Genomic DNA, 15,424 nt, shown 5'->3' on the forward strand with positions numbered 1-15,424 from the left:
CATGACGACGGACGTACATGTGCGGGAGCTGCGCTACTTCGCGGCGGTGGCCGAGGAACTGCACTTCACACGGGCCGCGGAGCGGCTGTACGTGTCCCAGCCGGCGCTGAGCAAGCAGATCCGGGCGCTGGAACGGCAGCTGGGGGCCGAACTGTTCCGCCGTGAGCCGCGGGGCGTGTCGCTCACCGAGGCGGGCGCCGCGCTGCTGCCGCACGCCCGGCGGGTGCTGGCCGACTGGGGCGAGGGCGCGGCGGCGGTGGAGGCGGTCCGGGCCGCGCGTGGCGGCGCCCTGGTGGTCGGCATGAGCACCAGCCCCGGCCGGGACGGTCTGCTGCCGTCCATCCGCTCCCGCTTCACGGCGGCCCACCCTCAGGCGTTGGTACGGCTGCGGCAGACGCGCTGGGAGGACCCGACGGCGGGCCTCGCCGACGGTACGGCCGACGTCGCGTACGTGTGGCTGCCGCTGCCCGACGCCGACCGCTACGCCTGGACCGTGGTCGCCGAGGAGCCCCGTCTGGTCGCCCTCCCCGAGACCCACCCTCTCGCCGCGCGCCCGGTACTCGACTTCGCCGACCTGGCCGACGAGCCGTTCCTCGCCCTGCCGCCGGAGGCGGGCGTGCTGCGCGACTTCTGGCTGGCGATGGAGGAACGGCGGGCCCTGGGGGGTGCCGCCGCCCGGCCGCCGCGCATCGGCGCTGAGATCGCCGGCACGGAGGAGACGTACGAGGCGCTGGTCGCGGGCCTCGGCATCTGCCTCGTGGCCACGGGCAACGCTCCGCTGATCACCCTCGGGGGCGTGACCACCCGCCCGGTCCGCGGCCTGAGCCCCAGCCGTTACGCCCTGGCCCGGCGCCGGGAGGACGAGGGGCGGCCCCTGGTGCGGGGGTACGTCGAGGCGTACCGGAGGGTGCGGGCCGGGGGTGAGGCGGGGTGACGGGCTTTCAGGGCGTCGCGGTCTGTTCGTCGTTCATGCCCAGGCGGGCCTGTTCCTCCTCGACGATCCTGCGCGCCAGGTCCGTGTCGGACACGTCCACGGCGTCCGGCGTCGCCTCGGCCACCGCGCTGCGCCGGGCGTAGGCGTCGAAGAGGCGGGTCTTCTTCTCCAGGAGCCGCACCATCCGCTCGTCCACCCCGCCGGTGGCGAGGAGCCGGTGCACGCGCACCGGCCTGACCTGGCCCATGCGGTGGGCCCGCGCGACCGCCTGGTGCTCGATGGTGGGCTTGATCTGGGGCTCGCACACCACCACGACCGAGGCGGCCTGCATGTTGAGCCCGATGCCCGCCGCCTGGATCTGCGCCAGCAGCACCGCCGGGCCGGTCACCGCCGTGAACGCGTCTACGAGCGCCTGCCTGCGGGCGGGCGGCACAGCGCCGGTGAGCGGGCCGAACACCGGTCCGTACGGCCGGGGTTCCGCGCCGTCGGGAGCGCCGAGGGCGTCCTCGACCACGCGCAGGACGTCCCGGAAGTTGGAGAAGACCACGACCTTGAGCCCGTTCTCCCCGGCCTCCCGCACGATCTCCCGGAGCCGGCCGAGCTTGGCGGACTTCTCGGGGCGGGCGTACGCCGCCCTGCGCATCGCCATGAAGTTGCCCTCGCGCACGGCCTCCCGGTAGGCGTCCTCGTCGGCGGCGCTCAGTTCCTCCCACTCGTCCGTGTGCTGGAGGCTGGGCAGTTCGGTGAGCACGTCCTCCTGGTTGCGGCGCAGGTAGACGGGGGCGACCGCCTTGCGGAAGGCGACCGAGCCGGTCAGCCCGGTGCCGTCCTCCAGCCGGTCCGCCACCGCCGGGTCGAGCATCCGGACCAGGTTGCGGAACTCGGCGACCCGGTTCTCCATCGGCGTACCCGTCATGAACAGGACGTGCTCGCACCGGGCGGCCCACCGGTCGACCGCCTGCGACCGCAGGGCCTGCGGGTTCTTCACGGAGTGCGCCTCGTCCACGACGAGCATCGCCGGTGCGAGCGGCCCGGCCGACTCGGCGCCGTCCGGCCCGTCGTCGCCGCCCGGGTCCGGGAACCCGCGCAGGGAGTCGAAGGTGGTCACGGCGACGCCGCCGCGCTCACGCCAGTCGGCGAAGGCGTCCTGCCGGTCGGGGCCGTGCAGCGGGCGGACCGGCAGGGTGCTGCGGGCCTCGGTCTCGCGCGTCCAGTTGACCAGGACGCTGGCCGGGCAGACGACCAGGAAGTGGGTGTGCCCGCCGGCCGCGAGGTGCGCCATGGCCGCGATGGCCTGGATGGTCTTGCCGAGGCCCATCTCGTCGCCCAGGATCACCCGGCGCCGCGCGAGGGCGAACCGCGCGCCGAACGCCTGGTAGCCGCGCAGGGAGACCCGGCGCCGGGAGTCGTCGAGCCGCAGCCCGCGGACCCGCTCGGCGATGTCGTCGGGCAGGAACCCCTCGGCCGCGGCGGTGTCGGAGGCGTGTCCGGCGATCTCGCCCAGCACGCCGTAGTACTCGGCGGAGCGCAGCTCGAAGTCCGTCCAGGCCGCGAGGTCGCCCGCCGGTCCGCGCAGCAGGTCCACCGAGGCCTGGGCCAGCAGTTCGGGCGTGCCCGCCCGCTCGGCCTCCTCGGTGACGGACCGGATCTCCGCCACGGCCTCCAGCGCGCGGGCCTTCCTCGCCCGTCCGGCCAGCAGCAGCCCGATCCGCCCGGCGGCCGGACGGGCGTCGGCCAGCAGCGGGTCGAGCCGCCGCGTCAGCCCGGCCGCCGCGTCGAGCGCGCGCCGCGCCTCGGGGCCTGCCCCGACCAGCACGTGCAGGGCTGCGACCAGGGCGGTCGTGCGCGGTTCGGGCCGGTCCACGTCGAGGTGCACGGCGGCGGCCTCTCCGGCCGCCTCCGCCAACTGCCGTGCGGCGGCGATGATCTGATCGACGGTGCGCTGTCCCACGCCGGGGATCTGCCGCAGCCGGTAGGCGCCCGCGTCCAGGACCGCGCGGACCGTGCCGAGGCCGCTCTTCTCGACGGCCCCGAGCCGCAGCCGCCCGCCGGTGACGTCCTGCAACCGGGCCACGGGGATGGCGTCGAGGGCCTGCTCCACCGCCTCGTCGTGCAGCGGCTTCAGCGCCGCCCGGACCGCGTCGACGGCCCGCTCGTGGTCACCGGCCAGCGACCGGGCCGCCTCGTGCAGCCGCGTGCCGCGCGCGACCGCCTCCCGCTCATCGCGCCCCATCCGGTACCGCGCCCCCTCCCGGCCGCTCCTCGGCCGTCCCCCGGGCCCGCCGTTCAGCCGCTGTGCACATGTCAGCCGCTGTGCACATGCGCGCGCACTCCCTGCAGCCCGAACAGGACGAGCAGTTCGACCGCGCCCCCGTCGGCGCTGCCCAGCCAGTGCGGCAGGGACGTGTCGAACTCGGCGGCCTCACCGGAGGACAGCGTCAGGTCGCGCTCCCCGACCAGCAGCCGCAGTCTGCCGCTCAGCACGTACAGCCACTCGAAGCCCTCGTGCGTCTGCGGGGTCGGTTCGAGCGGCGCCGGCCGGCTCGGGATGATCATCTTGAACGCCTGGGTCCCGCCGGGCCGCCGGGACAGCGGCACGAAGACCATCCCGAAGCGCCGGACGGGCTTCAGGTGGATCCGCGGGTCACCCGTGCGCGGGGCGCCGACCAGGTCGTCCAGCGGGACGTCGTAGATCCGCGCGAGCGGCAGCAGCAGCTCAAGGGTGGCCCGGCGCTGTCCGCTCTCCAGCCGCGACAGGGTGCTCTCCGACACCCCGGTCGCCGTCGCCAGGTGGGCCAGGGTGATGCCCCGGTCCCGGCGCAGCGCGCGCAGCCTCGGGCCCACCGCGTCGAGTACGTCGTCCGTTCCGGCGTCCATCCGGCCACCTTGCCACAACGGCAAGTTTTCGTGCCAGCCAGCCGTGGGCCCGGTGAGACTGGCGGCATCACGACACGAGAGGGAGGAGTTCCGATGAGCGCCACCGACGAGGTCACGTTCTGGGACGGGCTCTACGCGGCCCGGCCCGCGGCGAACGACGCGCGGCCCAACCACCGGCTCGTCGAGGCGGTCTCCGAGGTGCCGCCCGGCGACGCGCTGGACCTGGGGTGCGGCAACGGCGGTGACGCGCTGTGGCTCGCCCGGCAGGGCTGGCGGGTGACCGCCGTCGACATCTCGGCGGTGGCGACGGAGCGGCTCGCCGCCCACGCCCGCGCGCAGGGCCTCGGCCACCTGGTCACCGCCGAACGGCACGACCTGCGCGCGTCCTTCCCCGAGGGCCGGTTCGACCTGGTCTGCGCCCACTACCTGCACACGCCCTTCGACCTGGACCGGGCGGCGCTCCTGCGCACGGCCGCGCACGCGCTGCGTCCGGGCGGGCGGCTGCTGGTCGTCGACCACGGCTCGACCGCGCCGTGGTCCTGGAGTCAGGACCCCGACGCCCGGTACCCGAGCCCGCGCGAGGTCGCGGCGGACATCGGCCTCGACCCGGCGGCGTATCCGGTCGAACGGGCCGAGTCCCCGCGCCGCCGCGCGACCGGCCCCGGCGGACGTACCGCGGAGGTCGTCGACCACGTACTGCTCATCCGGCGCGAGGCCTGACGCGGCGGCCGAGACGCAACTCATGACGGGGCGACGCCTGACGGAGAGACGCCTGACCGAGCGACGCCTGACGCAGCGGCCGAGAGCGTTCGGTCGCCCCACCCTGACCAAGGAGGTCACCATGCCCCCCGCCACTCGACGCGCCCGCCGCCAGGACACGCCGCCGCCCCGGACCGGGAGCAGCGAGGCCGAGACCCTGCGCGGGTTCCTCGACTACCTCCGGACCTCGGTCGCCGGCAAGGTCGACGGCGCCCCCGAGCCCCAGGTCCGTACCGCCGCCGTGCCGTCCGGCACGAACCTGCTCGGCCTGCTCCACCACCTGACCCACGTCGAGCGCGCGCTCTTCCTCGGCGCGGAGGTGCGGAACTGGCAAGCGACGTTCCGGGCCGCGCCGGAGGACGGCGTGGCCGAGGTCGTAGCCCGCTACCGGGAGACCGTCGAGCGCGCGAACGTGGTGCTCGACGCCTGCACCGACCTGGCCGCACCGCTCCCCCGGCACCGGCCCGGCAAGCCCGCCCCCAGCGTTCGCTGGGCCCTCACCCACATGATCGAGGAGACCGGCCGCCACGCCGGACACGCGGACATCCTGCGCGAGCTGATCGACGGCGCGACGGGGCGGTGATCAGCGCGTACGGCGGTCAGCGGTACGGCGGTTGCGCCACCAGGTGACCAGCCACAGGACGTTGATCCCGCCCAGCGTCACCAGCACCGCCACCGAGTCGGCGTTGCGGGCGAGGCCGTGCTCCGGCCCCAGTCCCCGCGCCGCCCGCACCAGCAGCGCGACGTCGAGGGGGATCGTGACGACGGCCATGAACGTCAGGCAGGCGGCGGTGCCGACCACCAGGACGACGCTGTAGAGCCGCACGGCCCGGCGTTCGTGCGGGGGCAGCCGGGTGCTCGGATCGTCGGCCCTGGTGACCCGGGGGGTCCGCGGACGGACACGCGGCGCCCGCACCAGCCGCCGCCACCGGTACCGGGCGTACGCGAGACCGTCGCCGTACAGGTCCCGGCAGCCGGTGAGGTCCTGGAGGACGAAGTAGAGGTCGGTGCGCGTGAAGACCATGCACTGGAAGGGCAGCGGCAGGAGGGCCAGCAGCAGGGCCGCGGCCAGCAGCCGGTGGGCGGTCGTGCCGGTGTCGGTCAGGGCGAGGGCCAGGATCAGGGACGAGGCGACGGACAGGTTGAGGGCGATGCCGGACAGGTAGGCCGTCAGCCGGTGGCGGCGCGGGGCGAGTTCGATACCGCTGATGTCGGTCTGCATGACGAGGAACTGGAGCCGGGTGCCCAGCCGCATCCGCCCCGGCACCCCCGCGGCACGGGCGGTGACCAGATGCGCCAGCTCATGGGCGAGCAGCAGCGTCCACCCGGCCGCCGCCCCACTGAGCAGCACCACGCTGCCGTGCGGGCTCCACAGCAGGTCGCGGTAGCCCGGTACCAGGTCGGGCCGGCGGAACAGGACGACGACGGCCGCCGTCAGCAGTACGCCAACGAGCACCGGCAGCGCCGGGTGCAGGGCGAGCCGGACCTGGTGCGGGCGCAGCCACGGCAGTGACGCGCGCGGCGGTGCGGCGTCCGGCACCGGACGGTCCCCGATCCGCGCCACGAAGCCCAGCGCGGTCAGATCCCTGACGAAGTCCGTGATCTCGAACTCCTCACCGGTCTCGGCGCGCAGGGTCCGGGCGGTACGGGCCACGCTGCACCCCTCGCCCAGGAGTTCCACCGCGCGTGCCCCGGCCGCCGGAAGCGCGACGAAGGTGCGGGTGCTCATGCGGCCGACGATCCACTCGTCCCGGTCCCGCCGTACCGCCAGGTCGTGCAGCCGGACCCGGGTCGACGGCTCGATCCGGGGCTGATCGTCGGCGGCGGTGTCCGTCACGAGGGGTCCGTGGGGGTGCCGTCCGTCTGACGCGCCCCGCAGGCCGGGCAGTCGGGACGCCGCTCGGCGCGCTGCTCGACCGGGTCGCCGGGCAGCATGAGGTTGAGGCCGAACCGGCATCCGGGCTCGATCCGCGGGATGCCGCACAGCAGCATCAGGGCGGCGTGCGCCAGCAGACCGCCGGACAGGCCCGCTGTGACCGCGTTGGCCGGATTCCACGGCATCCGGGGTGAGGCGACGTCCTCGTCCTGGCCGGGCGCGAGCCGCAGGTCGCGGCGCTCGATCTCGGCGTCGCGCAGGCACACCCAGCACGCGCCCCGGCCGGGCGTGAAGACCCCGACGCTGACGAGGGGCCCGCGATAGCCCGCCTCGGCCCACGCGGTGCCGGAGGCGAGGCAGACCCGGTTGGCCCAGCGGCGGATGGCGGCGGGCCGGTCGGCGGCCAGCAGCAGCGCGTCGTACCCGGCGTCTGCGGCGGGACCGCCGGTCAGGAGGTCGGCGAGGTCCGCCGGGCCGCGCACCTCGCGGCGCTCCCCGGTGACCGTCGTGTCCGGGTTCAGCGCGCGCAACGACGCGAGCACCGCGTCGATCTTGGGCGTGCCGAGGTCGTGTTCGCGGAAGAGCGTCTGCCGGTTGAGGTTGGACAGCTCGACGACGTCCGGTTCCACGCAGTGCAGCCGCCCCACCCCGGAGGCCACCAGGTCCCGCGCGGCGGCTCCGCCGGTGCCGCCGACGCCGACCAGCAGGACCCGGGCCCGGCGCAGCAGCACCTGCGGTTCCCAGGCGCTCGGCCGGGGCGTGAGGTCCATCCAGCGCATGAGGGTCATGCTCCGGCTGTACCGCTCGCGTTCCCGCTCGGACAGCTCCGCGGGCGGGTCGGCACCGGCGTCCTCGACGTACCCCGCCCCGGTCAGGTCCGCCATGGCCTGGGCGATGTCCGGTTCCGGCAGCCGGAGTCCGGGGTGGCGGCGGGCCACCTCGGCGACGATCTCGGTGGCGTCGCGCGTCCCGTCCATGGCCTCGACCAGCGTCCACACCCAGCCGTCGGGGTCGCGGACCTCGGCGCCGATGCCGTGGACGACGCTGCCGATCCGTACGTGGCCGTCCACCGTGCGGTAGGCCCGGTGCTCCGGCTTGATCCGGGGCCGCCGCATCGCGGGCACCGTCATTTTCGCGCCAATCTCGCCAGCCCCAACTACCCCGACAACAACGGACATTGACAACAGTGACCTGGTGAGCGAACGCTGACAAGAGCACACCGGACACGGTGCGCCACGATCCCACGGGGAGGAGACGGCATGGCGAACAAGATCGAGATCCGTCCGCTGGACAAGAAGGAGACCACCGGCGACAGCGGTGGCAACGGCGGTTCCTGACCTGGCACGCGAGTCGACGCGGAGCCGTACGCGATGAACCGCGCGACGAACGTGGCGACGCACCGCACGATGAACCGCTACCCCACGGTCGCGGAAGTCACCGAGTCGGCGCGGCGGCTGGTCTCCCGGTTCCCCGGGGCCTGCCGCCTGCGCCGTATCGGCGTGTCCCGCGCCGGACGGGCGATCGAGATGCTGTCCGTGGGGCACGGGCCGCGCCACGTCCTGGTGGTCGCGCGGCCGCACCCGGACGAGCCGGTCGGCGGCGCGACCGCTCTCGTACTGGCCGAGTGGGTGGCGCGGGGCGACGGGCGGTCCGCGGCGACCGACCCCACCCTCGTCACCTGGGACATCGTCCTGTGCCTCGACCCGGACGGCGCCGCGCTGAGCGAGGGCATCGAGGCGGCGACGGCCGGCCCCGACCACACCCTGGCCGGCTACTACCGGGCCGCCTTCCGTCCGGTCGCCGCGGAGCAGCCCGAGTGGGCGCCGATCGTCTCGCGGCAACTCCCCGAGAGCCGGGCCCTGTTCGACGTCATCGACGAGCGGCGGCCCCACCTCCAGTGCTCCCTGCACAACGTCGACGCGGGCGGCGGCTGGGTCCAGCTGACCCGCGACCTCCCCGCACTCGCCGCGCCCTTCGGGACCTCCGCGGCCGAACTCGGCATCCCGGTCCAGCACGGCACGTACGACGCCCTGTACTGGGACAACCCCGCTCCCGGGATCCACGTCCTGCCACCGCCGGACAGCGCCGCGCGCCTGGCGGCCGGGTCCGAGAACATCGGGCTGTCCACCTGGTGCGCGCCCCAGCGGTACGGCGGGGTCACAGCGATCGTCGAAGTGCCCATGTGGGCCACCGACCTGGCAGACGACCTCTCCCCGCACCCGGAGGCCGCACACGTTCTGCGGGACCTGTCCGGGCTGGTCCGCGAGAGCGGCCGACAGGTGACCGCCGTCTTCGACCAGGCTCGCGGATTCCTGCCCCCGGCCGAGGACGACCCGCCCCGGCGCGTACTGGAGTGGATGGCCGACGACCTGTACGACCTGGTCGCCGACTCCTGGAACCGGCTGGCCCGGCAGGCGGCCGACGCCTCCCGCACCGGCGGCCCCGCGCCCCTGACCAGGGCCGAGGTCTGCGCCCTCGACGTCGTCGCCCGACGTCAGCCACTGCGCGCGGCGGGCCTGCTGCTGCGACTCCTCGAGGCGTCGGACGACCGGGCCGCCCCGGGACTGCACCGGGAGCTGAGCGGCCTGTTCACCGCGTGGTGCGGTGACTTCGAGCAGGCGCTGCGGCTGCGCTGGGTGCCCGTGTCCCATCAGGTGGAACACCAGGCACGGACGGTCGTGGCGGCCGCCGAGAGCGCACTGGACACCGCGCTCACCCCGTAGGGGTCGCCTCAGGCCGGTCACCTCAGGCCGGTCACCTCGGGCCGGTCGCCTCAGGTCGCCGTCGTCGGGGCACCGACAGCGCCTCCGGTGGCGCTGCGGACGGCCCGCGCGACAAGACGCGGCGTGTCGGCGAACTCCCGGGGATCGGCGCCCGCCAGCAGCGCCGCCCCGATGCTCTCGTTGAGGACCCGCACGGCCGCCGCGACCGCGGCCGCGTACAGCAGCACCTGGAGGTCGTCGGCCTGCCGCCGGGTACGGAGGGCGATGACCTCGGCCATCTCCCGACGCGCCTGGTCGCGGGCCATCAGCCAGGCGGTGCGAACGGCCGGTTCGGTGCCGGCCAGCACGGCCATCCGCATCGCGAGCAGGTCGTCCAGCCGGTCCAGGTCGGTGGCGCCACGGCCGTAGCGGCGGACCTCCGCGGCGAAGTGCTCCTCCAGGGACAGGTGCGGAGGCCAACGGCGCAGCACGGACATCTCCCATGCCACGCCGCGCGTCACGATGGGTTCGGCGCAGCTCTCCTTGTTGCGGAAGAGGCGCCAGATGGTGCGGGTGGACAGGCCGACCACCCGGGCGATCTGGTCGCCGGTGGTCGCGTCCACGCCCTGCTCCCAGAAGAGGCGGGACGCCTCTCGGGAGACCTCGAGTCGCACCCGGTGGCGCCGGTGTGCGCCAACTCCGCCGACTCCGCCACCCTCGGCCCCCGCTGCCCCCGCCGCTCCCTCGGCGCCCTCGGCCGAGAACCTGCCGTCCATGCCCCTCGCCCCCGGCGGTCAGACGCGCCCGGCGGAGGGGGTGGCGAGGGTCTTGAGGCGCTTGTCGGAGAGGCGGGCGGCCCAGGCGACGACGAGGAGGCCGAGGCCCAGCAGGGGGTACCCCATGAGGATCTTGGCGAAGCCGAGGGACTCGACCGCGTCGGTCTCGTACAGGTACTGCTGGACGACGAAGCGGGCGCCGAAGATGGCGGCCAGGGTCAGCGTGGCGATGTCGTAGTACAGCCGCGAACGGCCGTCCGCGCGCCAGGCGTTGCCCTTGCCGGTGACGGAGTTCCACAGCACGCCCGCCAGCGGCCGGCGGACCAGCACGGAGGCCAGGAACAGCACGGCGCCGCCGAGGCTGGCCCAGATGCCGATGAGGAAGTAGTCCTTGGCGGACCCGGTGTACCAGGAGACTCCGGCCGCGACCGCGACACCGAACAGACCGCCGAGGGCGGGCTGCAGCGACTCCTTGCGCTTGAGGCGTTCGAGGGCGATGCCCAGCGCGACGGCGACGGAGGCGATGACGGCCACCTTGAGCCCTCGGTAGTTGTTGGCCAGGACGAACGCCACGACCGGCAGGGCCGCGTAGACGAGGCCCTTGGTGCCGCCCGCCTGCTCCAGTGCGGAGGGCTTGGCGTGGTTGTTCTCCACGGTGATCAGCTCTTCCGGTTCGTCGGGGGACGCACCTCGAACCTGTGCGTCACTTAATGACAGATTGGCATTAAGTGAGCAGCGACGCAAGCCTCGGTCTGGCATTTCGCGTCACTTAATGTCAATCTGGCACTTGAGGCAGAGCTGTGATCAAGGAGCAGAGTGATGACCGCGGAGACATCGACGGAGCGCGGCCGGGGCGGCATGAGCGAGCACCGGCGCCATCGGGTGCGCCTGGAGATCTCGCGAGAGGCCGCGCGCCTGTTCTGGGAGCAGGGGGTGGACGCCACCAGCGGCGACCAGATCGCGGCGGCGGTCGGCCTGTCCACCCGTACGATCTGGCGTCATTTCCGCAGCAAGGAGAGCTGCGCCGAGCCGATCGTGACGCAGAGCGTCCACTGGGAGATGTCCACCCTGCGCAACTGGCCTCCGCACCTCTCCCTGGAGGACCACTTCGCCGCGGAGGCGATCCGGTTCGGCCGCGAGGCCACCGCGCTGGAGCAGGCGGACACCGCGCTGGGCATCAGGATGATCCGCCTGGCCGACTCGGAACCGGCGCTCCGTACCGCCTGGCTCATGGCCTGCGACCAGGTGGAACGCGAGATGGCCGAGATCATCGCGACCCGCCTCGGCAGCGAGCCCGACGACTTGGACGTACGCCTGCACGCCGCGGCGGCCTCGGCGGCTCTGCGCGTCATCAACGAGTACATCGGCGCCGCCCTGCTGGACGGCGTGGACCCCAAGGAGTTCTCCGACGCCGCCGGCCTCATCGCGAACGCGGTACGAAGGGCGACGGGCGGGGCGGTGGGCGACCCGGTCGACGCCACGGGGACCTGACCCGACCGTCCCCGGTGTCGTTTCCGTCCAAGACGAGCCCCCGGGCCGCGCTCTAACGTGGCCTCAACAGCTCGCCGACCACCCTGAGGAGACAGCACCATGCGTGACTTGGTCTACACCGGCTTCATGTCGCTCGACGGCGTCGTCGACTCACCCGGCGGCGGGCCGAGCGAGGGGCACCGCAGCGGCGGCTGGGTCTTCAAGGACCTCGAGTTCGTGCCGGAAGCCTGGTCGCTGAAGGCCGAGGAGCTGGCCGACACGACGGCGCTGATGTTCGGCCGCCGCAGCTACGAGGCGTTCGCGCCGGTCTGGCCCGGCTCGGAGGACCACGCCGCCTACAAGGACATGCCCAAGTACGTCGTCTCGGCCACGCTGTCCGACGACGCCCTCGTCGACGGGTGGGGGCCGACGACCATCCTGCGCTCGACCGAGGACGTCGCCGCGCTCAAGGAGGGCGAGGGAGGCGCGATCTTCATCCACGGAAGCGCGGAACTGGCCCGGCGGCTCTCGGACGCGGGCCTGATCGACCAGTACAACCTGCTCGTCTTCCCCACGCTGCTCGGTGCCGGGAAGAGCCTGTTCGGCCGGTCCGACCGCGACAAGCAGATGCTGACGCTGCGGGAGTCGCAGAGCTACTCGAACGGCATCCTGAAGCTGGTCTACGACGTCAAGCGCTGATCCGCGCGCTGATCCAGGTCGAGGGCGATCGCACCACCGGCACCGTCGCGCAACTGCCCGGCGGTGCGCCCGACATAGGCGCGCAGGGCCCGAGCCAGGTGCGGCTCGTCGAAGTACTCCAGCTTGCCGACGACATCGGCGGCCGACTCCCCGCCCGCCAGCAGCTCCGCCGCCGCACGGGCCCGCTCGATCTGCCGAACGGCACCCCGCGTCAGCCCGGTCGCGGCCCGAAACCGCCGCTCGACCGTACGCCCGGAGACGTCCGGTCGAGCTCCCCGGAGCACCTCACCGACAACCGGATCACGAACAAGCACTCCGGCCCGAACCAGACGCCCGACCAGAGCCTCGGCGTCATCGGCCCCGGGCGTCTCCCAACGACCCCCGTCCAGCCGGAACGTCCGCCGCGTGGTGTCAGGCAGCACGACACCCCCGTCGACCAGCCCCGACACGGGCACGGCCCGCAACGACGTACCCACGGCGAACTCGATCCCGGTGAACCAGGCCCCCTCCGGCACCGGCGCCGTACCGGCCCGAGTCTCGGGCCCGGTAACCCCCGCGAACGCCCGCCCGCCCTGCTCCCAGAACACCAGCCCCCAACGCACCCCGGCAACGGACGTCATCCCCGTCACCTGCTCACTCCGACAAGTCCACACGGCATCGACCCACGACGAATCGGACCCACGACTCTCAAAGCGCAGCGACACCGCGGCAGAATACGCCCCGCCGTGGCCACTTGGGCACCACTCACAGCGGCCAAGCGGTCAGCAGGTCGTCGGGGCCGTAGTCGGCATCGAGCCCTGGGCAGTCGACTCCGCTGCGCGAGACCGCCACGACCGAAGTCGATCTCGGGGTTGTTCTGACGGTTCCACCAACCGCCGATGGCCTCGGTCTCAGGCCACTCGTCGTTAGGCTTCAGACGCAGCAGTGACTCTCGGATCAGCGGCTTGATCGCTCGACCGCGCCAAGCGGTCCACGACCGCTCAATGCGTTCCAACGCCAAGTCACCACGGCCGCGCTCGATGAGCGGGATCGCACGGCCCAAAGGAAATCACACCACCACGAGCCGGACCCGATCGCCACAGAGCTTGGTCATGTCGTCAATATCGGAGGTCAACATGACCACGGGGCGGTGCTGGCGCAGCGCGGCCTCGGCGACAGCCGCATCGATCGCGTACTTGTGCCCGTGAACACCGGCATTCATCAGCAACTTCGACGCAGCCCTGGCCTCCTCGTCACCCACCGGGACTACACGCAGTCCGGAAAGCACCCAGTTCAGGCGGGAGGTGTTCGTACGAGCATGGACGGCCTCGACAATGGTGAGCGCACTGATCACGACCTCCATGCCGCGCGAGCGCGCCTCAGCAACCAGAGCCACCACCTGCTCATCGTCGACGAGCAGCTTCGAGAGCCCTTGACTGTCGAAGACCAGCGTTCCCTCGTGACTCAGCCTGCGGCGGGCCACTCGGCCTCCTCGGCGAACACCTCGTCGAAGACCTGACGCGCCCGCTGACGGGCCGACTCGGAAACCGGGCCCTTGCGGCTCGCATAGTCCGCCAGGTACTCGTCCAAGACCTGCCCGCGCAGCTCCCGCTCGACCGCCTCGGCGATGAACGCCGAGAACTCCCGCTTGCCCACCCGCGCCCGGATCGCCTCTGCGGTCCCCTCCGGCAACGACAGGCTCACCCGCGTCGCCGGCCCTTCCCCGATGCTGTACGTCGTCTCGGCCATACCCCGAGTGTGTCAAACGAGTGGGAAAAGTGCCACGGGCCCGAAAGCTGCACGGAGCCCAGCACGGGCGCTCCCATGCCATCCCAGCACGGGAGAAAGCTAAGGGCCCGACCCCGAAGAGTCGGACCCCCTCTGAAATGCATGTTTGCCAGATCAGCGACCTGGCGTTGGGCCACCCACTAAACGTTGAACCGGAACTCCACCACATCCCCGTCCCGCATCACATACTCCTTGCCCTCCATCCGCGCCTTGCCCTTCGCGCGGGCCTCCGTTACCGAGCCCGTGGTGAGGAGGTCGTCGTAGGAGATGACCTCGGCCTTGATGAAGCCCTTCTGGAAGTCGGTGTGGATGACTCCCGCGGCCTCGGGGGCCGTGGCGCCCTTCTTGATGGTCCAGGCGCGGGATTCCTTGGGGCCGGCCGTCAGGTAGGTCTGGAGGCCGAGGGTGCGGAAGCCGACGTGGGCGAGGGTGGCGAGGCCGGGTTCCTCCTGGCCGACGGACTGGAGGAGTTCCAGGGCCTCGTCCTCGTCCAGCTCGGCGAGGTCCGACTCCAGCTTGGCGTTGAGGAAGATCGCCTCGGCGGGGGCGACCAGCGCGCGCTGCTCGTTCTTGAAGGATTCGTCGGTCAGCTCGTCCTCGTCGACGTTGAAGACGTAGAGGAAGGGCTTGGTCGTGAGGAGGTGGAGGTCGTGGAGGAGTTCCGCGCGCTCGCTGCCCTGGAGGATGCCGTGGGCGAAGAGGGTGTCGCCCTTCTCCAGGATCTCCTTGGCCTCCTCGACGGCCTTGACCTTCGGCGCGACGTCCTTCTTGATCCGGGACTCCTTCTGGAGGCGCGGGAGGACCTTCTCAATGGTCTGGAGGTCGGCGAGGATCAGCTCGGTGTTGATCGTCTCGATGTCGTCCTTCGGCGAGACCTTGCCGTCGACGTGCACGACGTTCTCGTCCCGGAAGGCGCGGATGACCTGGCAGATCGCGTCGGACTCGCGGATGTTCGCGAGGAACTTGTTGCCCAGGCCCTCGCCCTCGCTCGCGCCGCGCACGATGCCCGCGATGTCCACGAAGTCGACCGTGGCCGGGAGCACCTTCTCCGAGGAGAAGATCTCGGCCAGCTTCGTCAGGCGGGGGTCCGGGACGCCCACGACGCCGACGTTGGGCTCGATCGTGGCGAACGGGTAGTTGGCCGCGAGCACGTCGTTCTTGGTCAGGGCGTTGAACAGGGTCGACTTGCCGACATTCGGCAGACCGACGATTCCGATCGTGAGCGACACGTTGCGACTTCCCGTACGTGAGGATGCGGAGGAGGTGGGGCGGGCCAGGCAGGGGCCGATCCACCAGTCTACGGGGTGGCCGGTACCGCCCCCGCGTGGTGTCGAACGCTTGGCCAAGGTCTGGCCGACGGCGTGTCTGTCGGCCTATTCGGCACATAAACCGACCTAAGTTTGTCCAGTGGAGCAACACGGGACGCGACCTGCGCAGTACGGACCGCGACGGAGCCGGGCGGCGCTGCCCCCGCAGGGGCGGGGCGGCGCCGCCGGCCGTCCGGTCGGGCGGCAGACGGGGCCGCGGGCGGGCGGCGGTCCGGCGCGGGCGGCCGCGGGGCGGC

The 15,424-nt window shown here is 72.8% G+C and carries 16 protein-coding genes and 1 pseudogene; 6 read left to right on the forward strand and 11 right to left on the reverse strand.

Annotated elements, in window-relative coordinates:
• Position 1: 1 nt before the first annotated feature.
• Positions 2-934: a LysR substrate-binding domain-containing protein gene (locus ACFC1X_RS34840; RefSeq protein ID WP_376361860.1), complete on the forward strand. Its 933-nt coding sequence runs from the start codon at positions 2-4 to the stop codon at positions 932-934.
• Between the two features lie 7 nt (positions 935-941).
• Here the strand turns inward: ACFC1X_RS34840 and ACFC1X_RS34845 are convergent, their stop codons facing one another.
• Both ACFC1X_RS34845 and ACFC1X_RS34850 read right to left on the reverse strand, forming a co-directional pair.
• A complete protein-coding gene (locus ACFC1X_RS34845; protein WP_376361863.1) occupies positions 942-3,167 on the reverse strand; it encodes a DEAD/DEAH box helicase in 2,226 nt (741 codons plus the stop codon).
• 71 nt (positions 3,168-3,238) lie between these two features.
• Positions 3,239-3,811: a helix-turn-helix domain-containing protein gene (locus tag ACFC1X_RS34850; protein WP_376361866.1), complete on the reverse strand. Its 573-nt coding sequence runs from the start codon at positions 3,809-3,811 to the stop codon at positions 3,239-3,241.
• 93 nt (positions 3,812-3,904) lie between these two features.
• On the opposite strand from ACFC1X_RS34850, the gene ACFC1X_RS34855 reads away from it, so the two are divergent.
• Entirely contained in the window at positions 3,905-4,531 is a 627-nt protein-coding gene (locus tag ACFC1X_RS34855) for a class I SAM-dependent methyltransferase (protein ID WP_376361869.1), read from the forward strand.
• A 121-nt stretch (positions 4,532-4,652) separates the two neighbouring features.
• Positions 4,653-5,153 carry a DinB family protein gene (locus ACFC1X_RS34860; protein WP_376361870.1) on the forward strand — a complete coding sequence of 167 codons (501 nt, stop codon included), beginning with the start codon at positions 4,653-4,655 and terminating at the stop codon, positions 5,151-5,153.
• On the opposite strand, the gene ACFC1X_RS34865 is transcribed toward ACFC1X_RS34860, so the two are convergent.
• Both ACFC1X_RS34865 and ACFC1X_RS34870 read right to left on the reverse strand, forming a co-directional pair.
• A complete protein-coding gene (locus tag ACFC1X_RS34865; RefSeq protein ID WP_376361873.1) occupies positions 5,154-6,407 on the reverse strand; it encodes a hypothetical protein in 1,254 nt (417 codons plus the stop codon).
• Positions 6,404-7,576, reverse strand: a complete 1,173-nt coding sequence (locus tag ACFC1X_RS34870; RefSeq protein WP_376361876.1) for a ThiF family adenylyltransferase — start codon at positions 7,574-7,576, stop codon at positions 6,404-6,406. Before ACFC1X_RS34870 ends, ACFC1X_RS34865 begins: the two co-directional genes overlap by 4 nt.
• Positions 7,577-7,852: 276 nt before the next feature.
• Here ACFC1X_RS34870 and ACFC1X_RS34875 point away from each other — a divergent pair, with 276 nt between their 5' ends.
• Positions 7,853-9,169: a M14 family zinc carboxypeptidase gene (locus ACFC1X_RS34875; protein ID WP_376361912.1), complete on the forward strand. Its 1,317-nt coding sequence runs from the start codon at positions 7,853-7,855 to the stop codon at positions 9,167-9,169.
• A 50-nt stretch (positions 9,170-9,219) separates the two neighbouring features.
• Here ACFC1X_RS34875 and ACFC1X_RS34880 read toward each other — a convergent pair whose 3' ends face one another.
• Together ACFC1X_RS34880 and ACFC1X_RS34885 are read right to left on the reverse strand one after the other, a co-directional pair.
• On the reverse strand, positions 9,220-9,924 hold the full coding sequence (locus tag ACFC1X_RS34880) for a TetR/AcrR family transcriptional regulator (RefSeq protein ID WP_376361879.1): 705 nt from the start codon (positions 9,922-9,924) through the stop codon (positions 9,220-9,222).
• Positions 9,925-9,942: 18 nt separating this feature from the next.
• Positions 9,943-10,578 (reverse strand): DUF3159 domain-containing protein, encoded by a 636-nt coding sequence (locus ACFC1X_RS34885; protein WP_376361882.1) that lies wholly within the window; start codon positions 10,576-10,578, stop codon positions 9,943-9,945.
• Positions 10,579-10,743: 165 nt separating this feature from the next.
• Here ACFC1X_RS34885 and ACFC1X_RS34890 point away from each other — a divergent pair, with 165 nt between their 5' ends.
• Together ACFC1X_RS34890 and ACFC1X_RS34895 are read left to right on the forward strand one after the other, a co-directional pair.
• Positions 10,744-11,415: a TetR/AcrR family transcriptional regulator gene (locus ACFC1X_RS34890; protein WP_376361884.1), complete on the forward strand. Its 672-nt coding sequence runs from the start codon at positions 10,744-10,746 to the stop codon at positions 11,413-11,415.
• 99 nt (positions 11,416-11,514) lie between these two features.
• On the forward strand, positions 11,515-12,093 hold the full coding sequence (locus tag ACFC1X_RS34895; protein ID WP_376361887.1) for a dihydrofolate reductase family protein: 579 nt from the start codon (positions 11,515-11,517) through the stop codon (positions 12,091-12,093).
• Here the strand turns inward: ACFC1X_RS34895 and ACFC1X_RS34900 are convergent.
• The 5 genes and pseudogenes from ACFC1X_RS34900 to ychF form a co-directional block, all read right to left on the reverse strand.
• A complete protein-coding gene (locus ACFC1X_RS34900) occupies positions 12,075-12,797 on the reverse strand; it encodes a helix-turn-helix domain-containing protein (protein ID WP_376361890.1) in 723 nt (240 codons plus the stop codon). The two genes, ACFC1X_RS34895 and ACFC1X_RS34900, sit on opposite strands and share 19 nt — an antisense overlap.
• Before the next feature lie 40 nt (positions 12,798-12,837).
• Positions 12,838-13,135, reverse strand: a pseudogene (locus tag ACFC1X_RS34905) (DUF234 domain-containing protein); the annotation flags it as partial.
• A gap of 6 nt (positions 13,136-13,141) precedes the next feature.
• Entirely contained in the window at positions 13,142-13,555 is a 414-nt protein-coding gene (locus ACFC1X_RS34910; RefSeq protein ID WP_376361893.1) for a DNA-binding protein, read from the reverse strand.
• Positions 13,537-13,821: a hypothetical protein gene (locus ACFC1X_RS34915; protein ID WP_376361895.1), complete on the reverse strand. Its 285-nt coding sequence runs from the start codon at positions 13,819-13,821 to the stop codon at positions 13,537-13,539. Before ACFC1X_RS34915 ends, ACFC1X_RS34910 begins: the two co-directional genes overlap by 19 nt.
• A 179-nt stretch (positions 13,822-14,000) precedes the next feature.
• Complete coding sequence (gene ychF, locus ACFC1X_RS34920; RefSeq protein ID WP_376361898.1) at positions 14,001-15,089, reverse strand: redox-regulated ATPase YchF; 1,089 nt, start codon at positions 15,087-15,089, stop codon at positions 14,001-14,003.
• Positions 15,090-15,424: the final 335 nt, after the last annotated feature.

Source organism: Streptomyces sp. NPDC056128, from assembly GCF_042263835.1.
GTDB lineage: Bacteria > Actinomycetota > Actinomycetes > Streptomycetales > Streptomycetaceae > Streptomyces.